Source organism: Epilithonimonas sp., from assembly GCF_032055105.1.
GTDB lineage: Bacteria > Bacteroidota > Bacteroidia > Flavobacteriales > Weeksellaceae > Epilithonimonas.
On sequence record NZ_DAMBRK010000019.1, the window covers coordinates 31,504 to 52,230 of the forward strand.

Below are 20,727 nucleotides of genomic sequence, written 5' to 3' on the forward strand. Positions count from 1 at the left end.
AAAATATTATATTTAAAATGAATTATTCTCCTTTTTCATAGAAAATAACATTTACAGGCGCACAAACAGGGATAGATTTCTTTGTAGGAGTCAGTTCTCCCGACTTTAAATCTCTACTGAAAATATTGATTCTATTGGTGTCTTGATTGGCTATCAAAACCAGCTTGTTATTTGGGCTGATAATGAAATTTCGTGGATTTCTACCAGTCGTTTTGATTTGCTGAATTTTTTTCACTTTTCCGTCTTCAAGAATTTCGAAAGTAGTAATGTCGTCCGCATCGTCACGATTGGTCACATAAAGAAACTTTTCGTTGTTAGATAAATGGATGTCCGCAACTCTGAAATTGAATCTCACTTTTCTAGACAATAAAGTTTCTTCTTGGATTAATGTAATTTTTCCTTCGTTGAAACTTAAAATCGACAAATCACCACTCAGTTCTTGCACGAGATAAATCAATTTTCCACTTTTATTAAAAGCAAGATGTCTTGGCCCTGAACCTTTTTTTGCATCAAATTCTCCAACTTTTTCCAAAACCTGATTTTTTGTTTTGTTATATTTAAAAACATAGATTTTGTCCAATCCTAAATCAGTTGCCAAAACATATTGACCATCCGGAGAAAACTGAACCTGATGAATGTGCGACTTTTCCTGTCTTTTAGGATTCACGCCAACACCTTCGAATTTGATATTCTGAAAAACATCAGACAATTTTCCGTCAGCATATCTTTTGAAAACATTGATACTTCCGCCGGAATAATTGGCGACAATCACATTTTGGTCATCAGAAATAATAAAACAAGGGTCTTCGCCTTGCGTTTTTCTTTCATCTTTTTTGATTAAAGTTCCATTTGTTTCATCAATAGTGAATGATGTAATCGTACTTTTTTCTCCATTTTCGTTAACTGAGAACAAGAATTTTTTATCCGGACTCAAGCTTACGAAACTTGGATTAATGATATTTTCTGTGTGATATTTTAGGTTGTATTTGTACGTGTTTTCATCAAAATCAAATACATAAATTCCACCGCTGTTGCACTTCTCACTATTCGTGTAAGTTCCAACGATAATGGTGTTTTGCGCCGATAGATGATTAACCATAAAAATTGTTGAGAAAATAATACTATTCCAGATTTTCATTCTGATTTGAGCTGATTTTACAGATAAATGCTAAATTTTGCCCGAATTTATTACAATAAAAATTAAGCCAAAGACCTTTTAAGATAAATTAACTTTATTTTGGGGTAAAATTCAATAGCCTTCTTTATATTAATTTTATTAAAGAATTTAATAATATGAAAAGGCTTAATGATTTGCTTTAATCAATTTGTAAAATTAATTTTGTAAAAAATATCAGAAATGACTTGGAATGAAGTTTTGAAACCAATCAAAGAAAGTGAGTATTTTGAAAATCTTTGGAAGAAAGTAAAAGTTGAATTTAATTCGACGAAATGTTTTCCTCCCAAAAATGAGATTTTCCGTGCTTTGGAACTGACGGAATTTGATGAAGTAGAAGTTGTAATTATTGGTCAAGACCCTTATCATAATGACGGACAGGCTAATGGACTTTGTTTCTCGGTGTCGGAAAGTGTAACTGCGCCACCTTCACTTAAAAATATTTTCACGGAATTAAAAGATGATCTCGGAATCGAAAGAAATAACAAAGATTTACAAGATTGGGCAAAACAAGGCGTTCTCCTTTTGAATGCGACTTTAACAGTAAGAGCACACGAACCAAATTCTCATAAAAGTTTAGGCTGGGAAACGTTTACAGATTATGTGATTCAACAAATCTCTGATAGAAAGAAAAATGTGGTTTTTGTTCTTTGGGGCGCATTTGCTCAGAAAAAATCTGCATTGATAGATCAAAATAAACATTTCATCATTCAGTCTGCGCATCCTTCTCCGTTTTCTGTTTACAGAGGTTTTTATGGAAGCAAACCGTTTTCTAAAATCAATCAATATCTTAAAGATAAAGGGAAGGAGGAAATTGTTTGGGGATGATTTGGGTTTGAGAGTGGGAGTGTTTTAGAATTTTTCGATTCGGAAATTCTATCAACAAACAACCAAAAGCTATCAGCTAAATTATTCTTCTTTCTCATATTTAAGAGTAACAGATTCACTTTCTTCTTTTCCACCAGGATAAGGTTTCAAATCTGTTAATGTAAATCTGTATCCTGAGAAACTAAATGATTTTGTAGCGCTTTTCGGTTGGAAATCTCTTGTTGCAACTTGGAAATCTTCTGTTTCTTTTCCGGAGTCGGCTTTCACATCAACAATTGCAATGCCTTCCCAAACGCAAGTCACATCAACAGGACAACGGCTGTCTTCAACAATGTTTTTGAATTCCAAATTGATTTTGGAATTAGAAATTTTTGCTGTTTTGTTAATTCCGATTGTAATAGTTTTGTTTCCACTTTCGGAAGTCTGAGCCTGAGATTGTGTTGTGCAATTGCTTATCAATAATACAACTGGAGCGAATAAAAGTGTTTTGAAATTCATCATTTATAAATTTAAAAGAAAATATAATAACCGACAACCAAAAACATTGCCAGCCCAACCATTAAATTGAATCCTGTTCCATAAATAAAGCCAATAAGCGCGCCTTTTGTCGAGTTAAAAGCTTTCTTTTTATCACTGAAATCGTGCAACAATTCTCCAATAAAAACACCTAGCAACATTCCAATCAAGAATCCTAATGGAATCGGAATGAAAATCAAACCAAGAATAGTTCCGACAAAAGAACCGATACTTCCGTAGCGAGTTCCTCCGTATTTTTTGTTGGTTTTCGCAGGAATTACATAATTCAGAACTGTTGAAATGATGGTCAATAAAACAAAAATCCATACATAAATCATTGGCATCTCGTTTTCTGTCGCAAATTTGAAAATCAATAATCCGCAGATACTCAATAGTAATCCCGGCAAAACCGGTAAAAATGTTCCTAACATTCCTACAAAAAGTAGAACCAAAGCGATAATGTCGATAAAAACAGAATCCATTATTTTAAATTTATTTAAAAATACAACATTCAAACTAATGCCAAAAGATTTTTTTTATGCTTAAATTTGTGAAATAATTCTTCTCAATGAAAAATGAACTTAAAGATTATAAAGATTTTCTTCAACAAATCAGTGATGAAATTCATTTCTTCTGCAGAGATTTTTTTCCTGATGAGTTTGTTTTATCAATGCAGATTACGTTTAAGTTTTTTCTTCTCATATTTCTTATTTATTTGGTTTCTTTTCTTTTGAAAAACGGAATCAATTTAGTTTTCAGATTCTTTTTTGATAAGGAAAAATATCCTGTGATGAAGTCCATTTATAAAGCAAAAGTGACTAATTCTGTGGCTAATATTTTGGCTTTAGGATTTGGGAATTATGCTTTGTTTTCGATTTTTTACAGACATCCGAAAAGTTTTGTTTTTCTGGAAAGATTGATTGGGATTTTGATTGTATTTGTGATCGCCAATATGGCTTTCCGATTCATCAAAGTTTTGCAGAATTATTACCTGATACAGAAGGATTATTACAAGATAATCGCCATTAATTCTATCTCACAAACGGTTAGGATTTTTGGAGGATTTATTTTTGGAGTGATTGCAATTTGTGTATTATTCGGTATCAGCAGTACAACGGTTTTGGGAAGTTTGGGAGCAATAACCGCAGTTATGGTTTTGGTTTTTCGAGATACAATTCTGGGTTTTGTAACAGGAATTCACGTAGCTACTTCTAAAAATCTTAAAGTAGGAGATTGGGTGGCTATTCCAAAATATTCGATAGAAGGAAATATTGAAGATATCGATTTGCTGACGACAAAAATCAGAAACTTTGATAAAACGCTTTCCACAATCCCGACATATGATTTGCTGACAACGGAAATCAAGAATATGCAGGTGATGTCTGAAACCAATACGCGACGAATCAAAAAATCTATTGTTTTCAATATTAAGTCGTTTAAGTTTTTGGATGACAACCTTTTCAATGAATTACTTAAAATTAATTTGATTGAAGATTATCTTCTTGAAAAGAAAAGAGAAATTGATTTGGAGAAAAGTACCTTGAAAAACTCAGACGAAATCATCAATGGAAAGCAGTTGACAAACATCGGGACTTTCAGAATCTATGCTTACAATTACCTCAAAAATAATCCCAATATAGACCAAACCGGAACTGTAATGGTTCGCCAAATGGAAATCACGCCGCAAGGAATGCCTTTGGAAATCTATTGTTTTACCAATGATTCTAACTGGGAGAATTTTGAACAAATCCAAGCCGATATTTTTGACCATCTTTTGGTGGCTTCCAAAGAATTTGAGTTGGAAATTACTCAAATAAGTTTGAAGGTATAGAATGGATTTTATGATATTTCAGAATTTTATTAAATGAAATCTATCAAAATCTATATAACAATACTTTTGATTTTAAACTGTTTGATTTTAATTGGAGCAGGTCATGGATTTGGGCCACTAATTTTGATTGAATTTTTAGTTTTTTCTCCAAATTTTACTAACTCTTATGAAATTAATTTTCTTGGAAGTTATGACCAAAGAATTATACCTTTTTCAATATTATCAATAATACCTCAAATTTTATTATTAACATCTTTTTTCGTTAAAGCTCATTTTAAATTAAAGCTGATTATTTTTTCTGTGATTTTTATGATTATAAATTTGATTTATTTTACGTTTGATTTTATTGATTCTGGACTATCCAAATTTACTTTGATTAGTTCAATCCCTTTTCTAATATGTGCTACCTTTGTATTAATTAAAATTTTTTCAAATATAAAATTAAGAAATGACTAAACTAAGTGTCAATATCAATAAAATTGCAACATTAAGAAATGCCAGAGGAGGCGATGTTCCAAGTGTAACCGGAGTTGCTTTGGATTTGGAAAGATTCGGAGCGCAGGGAATTACCATTCATCCAAGACCGGACGAAAGACATATCACAAGAAAAGATGTTTACGATTTGAAACCTTTGGTAAAAACGGAGTTCAATATCGAAGGAAATCCTCACAGACCTTTTATTGATATGGTTTTGGAAGTGAAACCTGAGCAAGTAACTTTGGTTCCTGATGCTGATAATGCGATTACTTCGAACGCAGGCTGGGATTGCGAAAAGAATCTTGATTTCTTAAAATCTGTTATCGCTGAATTCAAAAATGCAGGAATCAGAACCTCAATTTTCCTTGACCCAAATCCCGAAATGGTGAAATTCGCAGCAGAAACAGGAACGGACAGAATCGAACTTTATACAGAAGCTTACGCAACCAATTATCCTAAAAATAAAGAATTAGCAATGGAATCTTATTTCAAAACTGCTGTCGTTGCGAGTGAATTTGGTTTAGGAATTAATGCCGGACACGATTTGTCTTTAGAAAATTTAAAATATTTCTCAGACAATATCCCAAATCTTTTGGAAGTTTCTATTGGTCACGCTTTGATTTCGGAAGCGCTTTATCTTGGTTTAGAAAATACGGTTCAGGCTTATCTTAAGAGATTGGCGAAATGGTAATTATATTTTATTATTAATGGAAATTTTACATTCAAAAATATACGGAGAGGAAAGAACAGAAACACCGCTTTTGGTTTTTCACGGATTGTTCGGGATGTTGGATAATTGGGGGAGTTTTGGGAAAGAATTTGGAGAATTGATGCCAACGCATTTGTTGGATTTGAGGAATCACGGTCGTAGTTTTCATTCAGATTCTATGTCGCACGACGATTTGGCGAATGATATTCTTAATTATCTTGATGCTCACAACATCCAAAAAGCTAATTTATTAGGACATTCGTTAGGTGGAAAAGCAGTGATGCAATTCGCCATTAATTTTCCTGAAAGAGTTGAAAAACTGATTGTTGCTGATATTTCTCCAAAAGCATATCCGCCACATCATCAAGGGATTATAAAAGCACTTCAAACGGTTGATTTCTCAACAGTTGAATCTCGTCAAGATGTAGAAAAAGTTCTTGGAGAATATATTCACGAGAAGTTTGTGATTCAGTTTTTGATGAAAAATCTGTATTGGACAGAGGATAAAAAACTGGCTTGGAGATTCAATCTTGAAACTTTGGCTGCAAAATATACTGAGTTTGTTTCTAATGCAATTAAATTCGGTGTTTTCAATGGTCCAACTTTATTCATAGCTGGAGCTAATTCCAATTATATTCTTCCACAAGACGAGTTTCTCATCAGACAACAATTTCCAAATTACAAACTCATCAAAATCAAAAATGCAGAACATTGGGTTCAGGCTAATAATCCTGTTGATTTCAATGCGGCTGTGAAAGAATTTTTACATAATTAAGAATATTAACCACATAGAAACATAGATTTAAATTCTAATTAAGCTGAAAAGAATCATCTCTATGTGTCTATGTGGTTTTAAATTATAAAAAACTTTGAAGTATCTTTGTAATTCCTAAATGAAAAAATACCAAGAAACCATTTATAAAATCATTTTGATTTTTTCTGTTGTCATCAATCTGTTTTTGATTGTTCTAATGTTTCTCGTGCTCAGAGATTCGTTTTCTGAAAATGGAGAATGGTTTTTGGAAGGTAGAAGTTTTTGGTTTTTCATTGGTGTAATTCTAGCTTATTCTGTTTTGAATTGTTTTCTTTTGCTTCAGATTTTCAAAAGAAAGAAACAGATTTAACTTGATCACTCAGCAAATTTTGTAAATTTTTCAATCAATTTATCCAAGATGAAAGATAAATTGATTGAAAATTATTTGTTAAATCCTATTGATATTTAGTTCTAATAGAATTATTATATGATTTAAGTTGTATTAATAAGTTTAGAAGAGGGCAATCTTATTTTTGTCCGCAAATAAATCTAAATGAAAAAGCTTATTACAACTGTACTTTTTTGTGCAACAGTTTTTGTGTTTGCGCAAAAAGGTAGTATCTCTGGGATTATTAATGATAATAACCAAATTCCTTTGCCTGGTGCAAAACTAACTTTAACACCTGGTAATTATTACACAATCTCTGATGCTACAGGCGATTATGTCTTCCTTAATGTTCCAGAAGGAACCTATACGCTAACAGTAGATTATATTGGTTATGGCAGTCAGCAATCAACAGTAGTTGTGAAATCCGAGAATAATACTAGCGTAGATGTTTTGTTTGATAAAAATAAATCAACTACAATAAAAGAAGTTCGGCTTCTTGGTATTAGCAGACAAAACCAAGCTAGAGCCCTAAACACGCAGAAAAATAATTCTAATATCACCAATATTGTTTCGTCTGATCAGGTAGGGAAATTTCCAGATTCTAATATCGGAGATGCTTTAAAACGAGTACCTGGGATTACGATGCAAAATGACCAAGGTGAAGCCAGAAATATTATTATTAGAGGTTTGGCTCCAGAACTTAACTCAGTTACTCTCAATGGAAACAGAATTCCGTCAGCAGAAGGTGATAATAGACGAGTTCAGATGGATCTAATTCCTTCCGATATGATTCAACTTATCGAAGTTAACAAAACCTTAACGCCAGATATGGATGCAGACGCCATTGGAGGCTCCGTAAATCTCATCACAAGAACTGCACCTAACAAAGAAAGAATGTCTCTTACCGCGGCTGGTGGTTATAATCCTATAAGAGATAAAGTATCTAGCAATACAGCTTTTATGTATGGTAACCGTTATTTTGGTAAAAAATTTGGATTTGTTTTCAACGGTTCTTATAATAATCAAGATTATGGGTCAGATAATGTAGAAGGTGTTTGGGCGCAAGATAATTTTGGTAATGCTTATATCAGAGAGATGGATATTCGCAAATATGATGTAAGAAGAGAGCGTAAAAGTTTAGGGGCTAATTTTGATTTTAAAATTAATGATAAAAATATCATCAAAGCTGGAGCTGTTTATAACTGGCGAGACGATTGGGAAAATAGATATAGACTGAGATTTAATAAAGTTACACCTATCTACGACAAAACAGATGAAAGTCTTATTACTGGTTACAAAGCCGATCTTAGAGCACAAACCAAAGGTGGTATAGATACTGATAAAAGTAAAGCGGCAAGGTTAGAACGCCAAATCATGCAAAACTATTTTATCAATGGTGAGCATTTGTTGGGTTCTCAGGTACAATTAAATTGGTCTGGAGGTTATTCACGAGCGTCCGAAGACCGTCCTAATGAACGTTATATAGATTATCAGTCAAAGGGAGTAGCACTTTCTGGTTATGATAGTGAGAAAGAACCATTACTAACGCCAACAACAGAACCTACACTCAAATCCTATAAATTCCGAACACTTACGGAGCAGTTTGGTCATACTTTTGAAGATGAGATTACGGGGAAAGTAGATCTTAGAATTCCGCTTAATATTATATCAGAGCAAAAAGGCAGATTGAGATTTGGAGCAAAAACAAGAATCAAACAAAAAGAAAGAGAGAACAGTTTTAATGACTATACTCCAACCGAAGCTAACACTAGCTTAGCCACTATGGATAAAATTAATCCAGTCTATTGGGATGGTAAAAATTGGTCTCCAAGTAGCAAGTATATCCCAGGATATTTTGCATCAAAACAATTATTAGGCAATTTGGATTTATACAATACAGGAATGTTTTCTTCAGAAAGTAATCCTGCAGAATATCTCGGGGTAAATTACAAAGCCAAAGAACAAATCTATGCTGGATATATCCGTTGGGACCAAAATATTACGGATAATTTTTCTTTCATAGCAGGTCTTCGTTTAGAAAATACCCACACAGAGTATACTGGTAATATCACCAAAACCGAAGATGATGATGTAATGTTAGAAGGTGAGAGAAAAATCAAAAACGACTACACCAATTATTTACCAAGCATTACCTTCAAGTATACGCCAACAGATGATATGGTTCTTAGGGCTGCTTATACAACTTCTTTGGCAAGACCAGGGTATTACAATTTGTCTCCATTTGTGAATATTACACCAGGAGAAGATGCACAAATAGATGCAGGTAATCCAGATTTGAAAGCTTCTTATGCTCATAATTTCGATGTAATGGGAGAGTACTATTTCAAATCAGTGGGATTAATATCAGTTGGTGGTTTTTACAAAAAGATTAATAAATTTATCTTTAATTACATCGATCAAAATTTTACAAGAGACAAGTTTACACAACAGTTTCCTGATCTTGCTAATGATTTGGGAGCAGATAACACCTACGTATTTTCACAAGCCAGAAACGGACAAAGTGTAGACGTTTATGGTTTTGAAGTTGCTTTGCAGAGACAACTAGATTTTCTACCTGGTTTTCTTAGTCATTTTGGGATTTATGCCAATTATACTTATACACATTCCAAAGCTAAAGGTATGGTAGGAGATGATGTACAAAGAGAAGGTCTTATGTTGCCAGGAACAGCACCACATATGTTTAACTCGTCCTTATCTTGGGAAAACAAAAGATTCTCTGCGCGTGTGTCGCTTAACTATACAGCTTCTTATTTAGATGAGATTGGAGGTGTTGCTTTTGATGATCGTTACTATGATAAACAAACCTTCTTAGACGCTAACGTATCTTATGCCATTACAGAAAAAATAAGATTCTTTGTTGAAGCTAATAATCTTACCAATCAACCATTAAGATATTACCAAGGCGAAAAGAACAGAACAATGCAAATGGAATATTATAAACCAAGATACAACGTAGGACTAAAATTCGATTTTTAATGAAAAAGATATTATGGATAGCTTCGGTTTCTTTTTTGATGGTACAATGTACATCTATGAAGGTTAAACCAGTTTATAAAACACAAAAAGTTCAATTTGATACAGATGATCCCGCATTTTGGATTAATCCACACGATGCCTCCAAAAGTTTAATTTTAGGTACAGACAAAGAAACCAATGGGGGGATTTATGTTTACGATTTAAAAGGTAAGATTGTAAATAAAGTCTTGGGAATACAACGTCCCAACAACATTGATGTAGAATATGGATTAGAAGTAGGTGGTAAAAAAATGGATATCGCTGTATTTACAGAGCGCGAAACTAACAAAATACGTGTTTTTTCGGTACCAGATCTAAAACCAATAGATAACGGAGGGATTTCTGTTTTCGAAGATAGCGATCAAAAAAGTCCAATGGGTATTGCATTATATAAAAACCTTGCAACACAACAAATTTATGCAGTTGTTGGGAGAAAAACAGGACCTTCTGGCTCATATTTGTATCAATATTTACTGAAAGATAATGGTAGTGGACAAGTAATTGGAGAGCTCGCTCGTAAGTTTGGCGAATACTCAGGTAAAAAAGAAATAGAATCTATTGCAGTAGATGATGCTTTGGGAGTAATATATTATTCTGATGAACAATACGGGATTCATAAATATAATGCAGATCCATCAGCTTCTAATGAACAATTAGCTTTATTTGGTACCAATGATTTCAAATCAGATATCGAAGGGATTTCTATTTATCCAACAGGTGAGAAAACAGGTTATATTTTGGTCTCAGATCAGCAAGCCAATACTTTTAATGTCTATAGACGAGAAGGAGATACTAATGAAAATACATACCAAAGGATTGCTATCATACCAGTTTCTACTAAAGAAAGTGACGGATCGGATGTTACTAATGTTAATTTTGGACCAGATTTTCCTAAAGGTATGTTTGTAGCAATGAGTAACGGAAAAGTTTTTCATATCTATGATTGGAGAGATATAGAAGCTCTTATTTTAGCACAACAAAATAAAAAATAAAAACAAGAGGATTATCTGAAATTCTTTTACAAAAGCTGCATTGGTAAATAATGCAGCATTTCTTATTTTATGTGATTAAAAATCATTTCATAAATCTACAATTTCGCTATATTTGCACATATGGTTTTAGTCACAGGTGCAACAGGAATTTTAGGCAGAGTTATCACTCTCGAATTGTTGAAAAAAGGCAAAACTGTTCGTGCGACTAAAAGAAAGTCCAGCAACTTAAAAGAAGTCAAAGATTCTTACCAATTTTATACAGACCAGCCCGATTTTTATTTCGATAAAATTCAATGGATTGACACCGATTTTGATTCCATCGAATCTTTAGAAAATGCTTTAGAAGGAATCGAAGAAGTTTATCATTGCGCCGCAGTTGTCAGTTTCAATCCAAAAGATGATAAAAACCTTTATAAAACCAATATAGAAGGAACCAAGAATCTTCTTTTTGCCGTAGAAAATTCATTAGTCAAAAAGTTTCTTTTCGTAAGTTCTATAGCTGTCTTAGATGGTTTCAACGAGAATGGAATGATGGATGAAAATTCTGATTTTAATGAAAAACTAGAACATTCTTCTTATGCCATTTCAAAACACCTTTCCGAAATGGAAGTTTGGCGCGCACATTACGAAGGTTTACCAAGCATTATCATCAATCCAGGTGTCATTATTGGAACTGGAAATTGGGGAAATAGCAGTGGTGATTTATTCAAAAAGTCGTCTCATTCCAGAACTTTTCCTGGTGGAACGGCTTATGTAGATGTAAGAGATGTTGCGAAAATCGCTGTCGAATTGATGGACAAAAATGCTTTTGGAGAACGTTTTATTATCATCTCTGAAAACGAAAAATTCCGTTTAGTTTCTGATAAAGTAAGAACTGCGCTTGGAAAACCAAAAGCTAAATTGGTTCCTGAATTTATTTATAAAGTTTTACCGATTATTTCTTTACTTTTCGGGTGGTTATTTCCGATTCTGAAATTATTGAGTAAAAATAACATCGAAACGGTAAGAACTGACTCCAAAGTTTCTAATCAAAAAATCACAGAATTCCTGAATTACCAGTTTATTCCGGTTTCTGAAAGCATAGATTTCCATCTCAAAAATTATATGGAATCTCTAAAAAAATAAATTATATGAAAATTAAAGATATAATATTCATCAATAAAACAGTATGATTGTAAGTCTATTATCTCATATGTATTATCTTTCATCTTTATTAATTATCATTAATGAGCAACGTTACTAGTTTTCTTCAAAAAAACGTTAACCTATATCCCACAAAACCAGCTTTAGGTTTCAAAAAAGACCACGAATGGAAAGAGCTTGGCTGGTATCAACTCAAAAGATTAGTCTTTAAAACTGCCAACGCACTTAGAGCAAGTGGCGTAAAAGAGAACGACAAAGTCTCTATTTACGCTGATAATTCTGCTGAGTGGATTATTTTTGATTTGGCAATTATGGCGATTGGTGCGGTTACAGTTCCTGTTTATTCGACTAATGGTGAAGACCAAGTTGAATATATTATCAAGGATTCTGGAGCAGAAATTATTTTTGCAGGAAATCAGGAACAATATAATGTCTGCCTAAATCTTTTGAACAAAGGTTTGCCTCTCAAACAGATTATCATTACTAAAAAATATATCAAGTTAAAAGAGAATTCGTCCTATTTAGAAACTTTTATCGAGTCTGCATCTGAAGATTTGGAAATTGTTGAAAGAGAAGATGATGATTTAGCAACATTGATTTACACATCAGGAACAACAGGCGTTCCGAAAGGTGTGATGATTACACATTCCAATTTCTTAAAAGCGTTTGATGCACATATGGAATTTTTCAAATTCAAACGTTTTGAAGATGAACATTCTTTGGCATTTTTACCTTTGACACACGTTTTCGAGAGAAGTTGGACATTACTTTGTTTACATTTTGGAGCAAAAGTCAGTTTCTTGGAAAATCCAAAACTGATTGCATCTGCATTGACCGAAGTGAAACCGACAATGATGTGTTCTGTTCCAAGATTCTATCAGAAAATCTATGCCGGACTGAACGAAATGGTAAACTCTGGTTCAGATTCTAAAAAGAAAATCTTCAGTTGGGCGATTGAAAACGGAAGTTTATTTTCTGAGAAAAAACGATTGAATCAAAGTATTCCTTTTGGACTTAGTCTTAAAAATAAATTGGCCAATGCTTTAGTCTTTAATAAAGTGAAGAAAAAACTAGGCGGTAAACTTTGGTTTATGCCTTGTGGAGGTGCTTCTATTTCTGCAGAAGTGACACAGTTTTTTGATGCAATGGGAATTCATATCACGGTTGGTTATGGGATGACGGAGACTACAGCTACAATCACCGCTTTTCCGTTTACAAAATATAAATACGGAACTGCAGGGAAATTATTAGGAGATTCTCAAATCAAAATTGGAGAGAATGACGAAATCCTAGTGAAAGGAAGTGGTCTAATGAAAGGCTATTATAACAAACCGGAAGAAACAGCGAAAGTTTTTGATGAAAATGGTTGGATGAAAACAGGCGATGCCGGTTTTATGGATGATGAAGGCAACCTTGTGATTACAGACAGAATCAAAGACCTGATGAAAACTTCCAACGGGAAATATATCGCACCACAACCAATTGAAAATATGTTTTCTAATAACAATTACATCAATCAGATAATGTTGGTGGCGGAAGATAAACCGTATGTGACCGCAGTTATTGTCCCGAATTTCGAATCGATGATGGAGAAAATAAAAAGCCTTGGCGTGACATTTACCAATTGGGTAGAAGTGGTGAAAAATGAAAAAGTGCTTTCTTTTTATCATCAATTAATCGATGACATTCAGAAGGATTTGCCAGGGTTTGAGAAAATCAAAAAGTTTGTTTTGATGCCTGCTGATTTCGAAATAGCAAGTGGAGAAGTCACACCGACTCTTAAAATCAAAAGAAACATTGTTATCCAAAAATACAAAAGTCTTATAGACTCAATGTATCATCACGAATAAGTTCAAATATAAAATCTCTGTGCAAAAGGGGATTTTTTATTTTTACAAAATTCACTAAATTTACAAACCAATTTTATTAAAATCTAATTTTCTAAAGTATATAATGAACACACAGCAATTTGTAAACCGTCACATCAGCCTCAATGAAGCTGATAAAGCGGAAATGCTAAACAAAATCGGGGTTAACAGTATCGATGAACTCATTTCTCAAACCATTCCGGACAGTATCAGACTAGAGAAAGATTTGGAGCTTTCTGAGCCACTTTCTGAGTACGAAATGTTGCTTCACTCCAAAGAATTGGCATCCAAAAATGTCGATTTTGATACCTACATCGGTTTCGGGTATAACAACACGATTTTGCCTTCACCAATCCAAAGAAATATTCTTGAAAACCCAAGCTGGTACACGGCTTATACACCTTATCAGGCAGAGATTGCACAAGGTAGATTAGAAGCACTTCTTAATTTCCAGACTGTGGTTTGCGACCTTACAGGTTTTACAATGGCTAATGCTTCACTTTTGGATGAATCTACGGCTGCTGCGGAAGCAATGCATATGTTCTTCAACAATAGAACAAAAGACCAAAAGAAAAACAACGCGATTAAGTTCTTTGTTTCTGACTTAGTTTTACCACAAACGATTTCTGTTCTTAAAACCAAAGCAGAAGGTCTTGGAATTGATATTATTGTAGGAAATCACGCAATACATCAGTTCAATGATTCTTATTATGGTGTATTGTTGCAATATCCTGGTAAAAACGGAATCGTTCTGGACTATACAGAATTCATTACTTCAGTAAAAGGATTCGATTTGCAGGTGGTTGTAGCTTGTGACCCGATGTCTTTGGTTAAACTGAAATCTCCTGCTTCAATGGGTGCAGATTGTGCTGTTGGAACGACTCAGAGATTCGGTATTCCGATTGGATATGGAGGTCCTCACGCTGCGTTTTTTGCTTGTAAAGACGATTATAAAAGAGATATTCCTGGTAGAATTATCGGTGTTTCTCAGGATATGTACGGGAAACGTGCATTGAGAATGGCACTTCAAACCAGAGAACAGCATATCAAAAGAGAAAGAGCAACTTCTAACATCTGTACAGCGCAGGTTCTTTTGGCTGTAATGGCTGGAATGTACGCTGTTTATCACGGTCCAAAAGGTCTTAATTTTATCGCTGACCAAATCCATTATAAAACTAATGCTTTAGCAGATGCTTTGAGGATTTTAGGTTATGATATTGTTGATGAGCCTGTTTTCGATACAGTGAAATTCAGACTTCACGAGGAAGAGAAGACTTCTTTGAGAATGAAGATGAGAGACCAGAAAATTAATCTTAATTATTTCTCTCAAGGGATTGTAAGTATATCAATTAATGAAACGACTACTGTTGAAAAACTAAATAGATTGGTTGAAGCTTTTGCTCAATTCAAAGCTAAACAAGGTTATAAACTGACACTTAAAGAAGAATATTCGATTCCTGCTGAATTGCTGAGAACAGATGAAATTCTTAAAGAAGAAGTTTTCAACAAATATCATACTGAGACTGAATTGATGCGTTATATCAAGCGTTTGGAAAGAAAAGATTTGTCTTTGACACACTCGATGATTTCTTTGGGTTCTTGTACAATGAAACTGAATGCTGCAACGCAGATGATTCCTTTGTCTTGGGCAGAATGGGGAAGTATCCATCCATTTATCCCAACAGAACAGGCAGGAGGTTATCAGGAAATGATAAAACAGCTTGAAAAAGATTTAGCTGAAATTACAGGATTTGCAGGAACATCACTACAGCCAAATTCAGGCGCGCAAGGTGAATATGCAGGACTAATGGTTATCCGCGAATATCATAAAAATAGAGGAGAAGGTCACAGAAATATCGTGTTGATTCCGCAGTCTGCGCACGGAACCAATCCTGCTTCTGCTGCAATGGCAGGAATGAAGATTGTAGTTGTGAAGAATCTTGAAAATGGAGAAATCGATTTTGAGGATTTGAAAGCGAAGACAGAACAGCATTCTGAAAATTTGTCTTGTGTGATGATTACTTATCCGTCGACTTACGGATTCTTCGATGCGAATATCAAAGAAATTACCAAACTAATCCACGAACACGGAGGACAAGTGTATATGGACGGTGCGAATATGAATGCTCAGGTTGGATTCACAAGTCCGGGTAATATCGGAGCAGACGTTTGTCACTTAAATCTTCACAAAACATTTGCAATTCCTCACGGTGGTGGTGGTCCTGGTGTGGGACCAATCTGTGTGGCTGAACATTTGGTTCCATTCCTTCCAACGAATGCCAATATTCCGGTAGGAACAAAAGATGCAATTGAAGGTATCTCTGCTGCGCCTTATGGTTCAGGTTTGATTCTTAATATCTCTTATGCTTATATCAAATTATTAGGAACTTCCGGTTTGAAAAAAGCTACTGAGTATGCGATTCTTAATGCTAATTATCTTAAAGAATTATTGGCAGAACATTTCCCAATTCTTTACGCCAATGCGAATGGCAGAGTAGCACACGAGTGTATCGTAGACTTCCGTCAGTTCAAGTCTTTGGGAATTGAGGTTGCTGATGTTGCGAAAAGATTAATGGATTATGGTTTCCATGCTCCAACAGTGAGTTTCCCTGTAGCCGGAACATTGATGATTGAACCAACTGAATCTGAAAGCAAAGAAGAAATCGAGCGTTTTGCAGAAGCATTAATCAGTATCAAAAATGAAATTGATGAAATTGCTAATGGAGAAGCAGATGCAACAAACAACGTTCTTAAAAACGCGCCTCACACAGAGCAACTGGTAATCTCTGACAATTGGGATAAACCTTACGGAAGAGAGAAAGCAGCTTATCCATTGGAATGGGTGAGAACGCACAAGTTCTTCGCGACTGTTGCAAGAGTAGATGAAGCTTATGGCGACAGAAACTTGGTTTGTACTTGTGAACCGATTGAAGCATATATGTAATTAGTTATTAATGATGAGTTATGAATTATAATTCATTGATTATATAAAAGAAAGAGGCTGTCCTTTTGAGATAGCCTCTTTTTTATTGTGTACGAATTTGGCTATAGTTTTTTTTAGCAATTATATTTTAAGTTGTCAATTAGTTTTTACTTTTCTAATTCTTTAAGAAAATTATAGTTTGCGATTTTGTATATGTAATTATCAGTTTTAGATTATTAATTGAAAGTCGTATTAATTAAAGATTTAAAGTTTATTTATGGATTAAAACTATGGAAAGAATTAAAACAATTGTATAGATAATTTTTTTCCTGCTTGGCATTTCCGTAAATTTATTCCTTGAATTTAATCTAATTTAAAAATGAAAAAATACAATTACGGGGTAATTGGCCTCGGAGTAATGGGAAGAAATCTTCTTTATAATATAGCAGACAACAACTTTTCAGTTACAGGATTTGACCTTGATGAAGAAAAAGTAAAAGAACTTCACAACGGTGCTACCGAAGGAACAACTGTTCTGGGAACAGCTTCTTTGGAAGAATTTGTATCTGTATTGGAAAGTCCGAGAAAAATAATTCTAATGGTTCCCGCAGGAAAACCTGTTGATGCGGTTTTAGGAAATATTACGCCACTTTTAGATAAAGGAGATATTGTAATTGATGCAGGTAATTCTTATTTCGCTGATACCAATAGACGTGTTGCCGATTTAGCATCGAAAAATCTACATTTTATGGGAATGGGAGTTTCCGGTGGTGAGCAAGGTGCTAGAAGAGGTCCTAGTATAATGCCTGGAGGAGATTTGGAAGCTTTCAATCTGCTTCAACCAATGTTGGAAGCGATTTCTGCAAAAGTTGATGGCGAAGCTTGTACCGCTTATATGGGAAAAGGTTCTGCCGGAAACTACGTAAAAATGGTTCACAACGGCATCGAATATGCGATTATGCAACTCATAACTGAAGCTTATGACTTGTTGAGAAAAGGAGCAAATCTTAATAATGATCAGTTATACGAAGTTTTCAAAACGTGGAATGAAGGCGAGATGAACTCATTCTTAATTGAAATCACTAGAGATATTTTCAAACAAAAAGATGATTTGACAGACGGTTATCTTGTTGATAAAATCCTAGATAAAGCCGGAGCTAAAGGAACCGGAAAATGGACTTCCGAACAAGCTATGGAAATCGGAGTTTCTATTCCAACAATTGATATTGCGGTGACTTCAAGAATTTTATCATCTTATAAAGAAGAGAGAATTAAAGCTTCTCAATTATATTCTAAAGAAGAAATATCAAAGCAGGAAAATACAGAATTATTCATCAAAGAAGTTGGTGATGCACTTTATTTATCTACTTTAATCAGCTATGCTCAAGGTTTGGCGTTATTGGTAAAAGCTTCTGAAGAATATCAGTTTGAAATTCCTTTGAAAGATGTTGTGAAAATCTGGAGAGGTGGATGTATTATTCGTTCTGTTTTGTTGGAGAAATTCTATCAGGCTTATTCTCAGGAAGAAAATTTGTCTAATATTTTATTAAATGAAGGAATTTCTGAAATCGTTAAAGACAAAATTTCTTCATTAAGAAAAACGTCTTCTTATGCTGTTTTGAATGGAATTCCGAGTTTAGGTATTCAAACTGCTTTAGGCTATTTTGACGCTTACACTACAGAATCTTTACCGGTGAATCTCCTTCAGGCACAACGTGATTATTTTGGAGCACATACTTATCAAAGAGTTGATAGAGAAGGCGTTTTCCACACTTCTTGGAATAGTGAAAACAATTAAAATTCGGAAAAAATGAGCGAAAAAGAAACTTTGACCCCAACAACAATTGTGATTTTTGGGGCAACAGGAGATTTGGCAAAAAGAAAATTATTTCCGGCTTTTTATAATTTGTTTATTGATGGCAGAATGCCTAAAGATTTCAATATTATAGCTTTGGGTAGAGCGGAAAATGATGATGAAAATTTCAGAAATTACATCAAAGAAAATCTGGAAAACTTCTCTCGAAAAAAGGTAACTTCTGAAGAATGGGAAGCTTTCCAATCCCATATTATTTATTTCCGACATCAGTTAGATGAAGTAAATTCTTATAAAGCTTTGAATCAGAAATTAGAAGATTTTGATAAAGTTTATGAAACAAGAGCAAACAGACTTTTCTATTTGTCGATTGCACCTAATTTTGTCTCGGCTATTTCTGGTCATATGAAAAATGCTTCCATTGCTTCTGATCCAAAAAAAGACAGAATCATCATCGAGAAACCTTTTGGTCACGACAAAGCATCTGCGATTGAACTTAATAATCTGCTTTCTCAAACTTTTGAAGAAGAGCAAATCTATCGTATTGACCATTATCTAGGAAAAGAAACGGTTCAGAATATTCTGGCATTTAGATTTGGAAACTCGATTTTTGAACCTTTGTGGAATCATAGACATATAGAATCTATTCAAATCACTGTTGCAGAAGAAGTTGGAGTAGAGACTAGAGCGGCTTTCTATGAACAGACTGGAGCGCTTCGGGATATGATTCAGAATCATTTGTTGCAAATCCTTTGTATGGTTTCTATGGAAGCACCTGCCTCTTTGGAATCTAGCGAGATAAGAGACAAAAAAGTTGAGGTTCTAAAATCCATTCGAAGAATTACACCAGAAAAAGTTGACCATTATGCTGTGAGAGGACAATATGGAAAAGGGAAAATCAATGGAGTTGAAGCTAAAGCTTATCGAGAAGAAGAAGGTGTTGCAAGTGATTCTAATACAGAAACTTTCGCAGCAATAAAATTCTATCTAGACAATGAAAGATGGCAGAATACGCCTTTCTATGTTAGAACGGGTAAAAAAATGAAGGAAAAACATTCTTACATTACGATTCAGTTTAAAGAACTTCCGCATTCTACATTTTCTGATGGTCCGTCTCAATTATCTGCCAATAGATTGATTATCAATATTCAACCGTCCATGGATATCAGACTTCAGTTTATGTCAAAGAAGCCTGGACTTTCTTTGGAATTGAAACCTGTAGAAATGGTTTTTAATGATTTTGCTTGTCAGGAAAATAGTCCAGAAGCTTATGAAACATTACTATTGGAAGCACTTTTGGGAGATTTAACTTTATTTATGCGTTCGGATCAGGTAGAAGAAGCTTGGGATGTGATGAAAACCATCCAAGAAACTTGGCAAAGTCGCAAAGATGCTTCATTCCCAAATTATGAAGCAGGAAGTTGGGGGCCAGAAGAAAGTAATGCTTTGGTTGCAAGACAAGGTCACCAATGGGTTTAATTCAAAACTATAAAAATGAATATTACAGTATTTGATAATTTAGATACATTATATAAAAAAGCAGCAGATACGTTTGTTGAACTTTCTGAAAAATCTATTCAAAAGCACGATAAATTTGTAGTTGCTTTAAGCGGAGGTTCTTCTCCCAAAGCGATTTTCAATTTGTTGGCAACTCAGGAATATGCTGATAAAATAGAGTGGAGCAAGGTTTATTTTTTCTGGGTCGATGAAAGATGGGTTTCTTTGGCTGACGAGAAAAGTAATTTTAAAATGACTTTAGAAGCACTTTTGGATAAAGTTCCAGTAGATGAAAATCACGTTTTTCCAATGTATAAAGATGGAGTTGAACCTAAAGATTATGCTAAAGAATATGAAGCGCAAATCCGAAAAGTTCTTGGTAATGAAGGAGTTTTCGATTTTATCCTTTTAGGAATGGGAGATGATGGACATACAGCTTCGCTTTTTCCAGGTAAAAAAATTCTTCACGAGAAAGAAAAATGGGTAGATGCTTATTATCTGAAACCTCAGGAAATGTACAGAATCACTTTGACAGAGCCAATCATTAATAAAGCTGAAAATATCTTGGTTGTAGCTTTCGGAGAATCTAAAAAGCATGCTTTGAATGAGGTCTTGAACGGAGAATATAACCCCGAACTATATCCAATTCAACTGATTGAAAGAAAAGACAGTTTTCAGTTTTTTACGGATGAGAAAGCTCTAGGTTAAAAGTGAAATTTATATTGAAATTAAGCATTTATATTTTTGTAAATGCTTTTTGTTTTACATTCAGAAATTT

Annotated in this window: 17 protein-coding genes; 14 read left to right on the forward strand and 3 right to left on the reverse strand. The window is 34.0% G+C overall.

The genetic code is table 11. From position 1 onward, the window contains the following. Positions 1-22: 22 nt before the first annotated feature. On the reverse strand, positions 23-1,138 hold the full coding sequence (locus RTY06_RS14255; protein WP_312825646.1) for a lactonase family protein: 1,116 nt from the start codon (positions 1,136-1,138) through the stop codon (positions 23-25). Positions 1,139-1,357: 219 nt separating this feature from the next. Here RTY06_RS14255 and RTY06_RS14260 point away from each other — a divergent pair, with 219 nt between their 5' ends. Further along, complete coding sequence (locus RTY06_RS14260; RefSeq protein ID WP_312825647.1) at positions 1,358-2,002, forward strand: uracil-DNA glycosylase; 645 nt, start codon at positions 1,358-1,360, stop codon at positions 2,000-2,002. Positions 2,003-2,083: 81 nt separating this feature from the next. On the opposite strand, the gene RTY06_RS14265 is transcribed toward RTY06_RS14260, so the two are convergent. Both RTY06_RS14265 and RTY06_RS14270 read right to left on the reverse strand, forming a co-directional pair. Next, positions 2,084-2,503, reverse strand: a complete 420-nt coding sequence (locus RTY06_RS14265) for a hypothetical protein (RefSeq protein WP_312825648.1) — start codon at positions 2,501-2,503, stop codon at positions 2,084-2,086. An 8-nt stretch (positions 2,504-2,511) separates the two neighbouring features. Next, complete coding sequence (locus RTY06_RS14270) at positions 2,512-3,000, reverse strand: DUF456 domain-containing protein (protein WP_312825649.1); 489 nt, start codon at positions 2,998-3,000, stop codon at positions 2,512-2,514. An 86-nt stretch (positions 3,001-3,086) separates the two neighbouring features. Here RTY06_RS14270 and RTY06_RS14275 point away from each other — a divergent pair, with 86 nt between their 5' ends. The 13 genes from RTY06_RS14275 to pgl all read left to right on the forward strand — a co-directional run bounded on the left by RTY06_RS14275 (position 3,087) and on the right by pgl (position 20,657). Further along, entirely contained in the window at positions 3,087-4,349 is a 1,263-nt protein-coding gene (locus RTY06_RS14275; protein WP_312825650.1) for a mechanosensitive ion channel domain-containing protein, read from the forward strand. Between the two features lie 33 nt (positions 4,350-4,382). After that, the gene (locus RTY06_RS14280) at positions 4,383-4,805 is read left to right on the forward strand and encodes a hypothetical protein (protein WP_312825651.1); all 423 of its coding nucleotides are present in this window, start codon (positions 4,383-4,385) and stop codon (positions 4,803-4,805) included. Further along, on the forward strand, positions 4,798-5,517 hold the full coding sequence (locus RTY06_RS14285) for a pyridoxine 5'-phosphate synthase (RefSeq protein WP_312825652.1): 720 nt from the start codon (positions 4,798-4,800) through the stop codon (positions 5,515-5,517). Before RTY06_RS14280 ends, RTY06_RS14285 begins: the two co-directional genes overlap by 8 nt. A 16-nt stretch (positions 5,518-5,533) precedes the next feature. After that, positions 5,534-6,310 (forward strand): alpha/beta fold hydrolase, encoded by a 777-nt coding sequence (locus tag RTY06_RS14290; protein ID WP_312825653.1) that lies wholly within the window; start codon positions 5,534-5,536, stop codon positions 6,308-6,310. A 118-nt stretch (positions 6,311-6,428) separates the two neighbouring features. Beyond that, complete coding sequence (locus RTY06_RS14295; RefSeq protein WP_312825654.1) at positions 6,429-6,659, forward strand: hypothetical protein; 231 nt, start codon at positions 6,429-6,431, stop codon at positions 6,657-6,659. Between the two features lie 183 nt (positions 6,660-6,842). Next, positions 6,843-9,674: a TonB-dependent receptor gene (locus RTY06_RS14300; protein ID WP_312825655.1), complete on the forward strand. Its 2,832-nt coding sequence runs from the start codon at positions 6,843-6,845 to the stop codon at positions 9,672-9,674. Beyond that, a complete protein-coding gene (locus tag RTY06_RS14305; protein ID WP_312825656.1) occupies positions 9,674-10,705 on the forward strand; it encodes a phytase in 1,032 nt (343 codons plus the stop codon). The genes RTY06_RS14300 and RTY06_RS14305 overlap by 1 nt, the downstream gene beginning before the upstream one ends. A gap of 120 nt (positions 10,706-10,825) precedes the next feature. Next, positions 10,826-11,830 carry an NAD-dependent epimerase/dehydratase family protein gene (locus tag RTY06_RS14310; protein ID WP_312825657.1) on the forward strand — a complete coding sequence of 335 codons (1,005 nt, stop codon included), beginning with the start codon at positions 10,826-10,828 and terminating at the stop codon, positions 11,828-11,830. A 101-nt stretch (positions 11,831-11,931) separates the two neighbouring features. Continuing rightward, positions 11,932-13,698 carry a long-chain fatty acid--CoA ligase gene (locus RTY06_RS14315; protein WP_312825658.1) on the forward strand — a complete coding sequence of 589 codons (1,767 nt, stop codon included), beginning with the start codon at positions 11,932-11,934 and terminating at the stop codon, positions 13,696-13,698. Positions 13,699-13,801: 103 nt separating this feature from the next. Next, the gene (gcvP, locus tag RTY06_RS14320) at positions 13,802-16,660 is read left to right on the forward strand and encodes an aminomethyl-transferring glycine dehydrogenase (protein WP_312825659.1); all 2,859 of its coding nucleotides are present in this window, start codon (positions 13,802-13,804) and stop codon (positions 16,658-16,660) included. 358 nt (positions 16,661-17,018) lie between these two features. Beyond that, entirely contained in the window at positions 17,019-18,437 is a 1,419-nt protein-coding gene (gene gndA / locus RTY06_RS14325) for an NADP-dependent phosphogluconate dehydrogenase (RefSeq protein ID WP_312825660.1), read from the forward strand. A 12-nt stretch (positions 18,438-18,449) separates the two neighbouring features. Further along, positions 18,450-19,931: a glucose-6-phosphate dehydrogenase gene (gene zwf / locus RTY06_RS14330; RefSeq protein ID WP_312825661.1), complete on the forward strand. Its 1,482-nt coding sequence runs from the start codon at positions 18,450-18,452 to the stop codon at positions 19,929-19,931. A 15-nt stretch (positions 19,932-19,946) separates the two neighbouring features. Then, on the forward strand, positions 19,947-20,657 hold the full coding sequence (gene pgl, locus RTY06_RS14335; protein ID WP_312825662.1) for a 6-phosphogluconolactonase: 711 nt from the start codon (positions 19,947-19,949) through the stop codon (positions 20,655-20,657). Positions 20,658-20,727 lie beyond the last annotated feature (70 nt).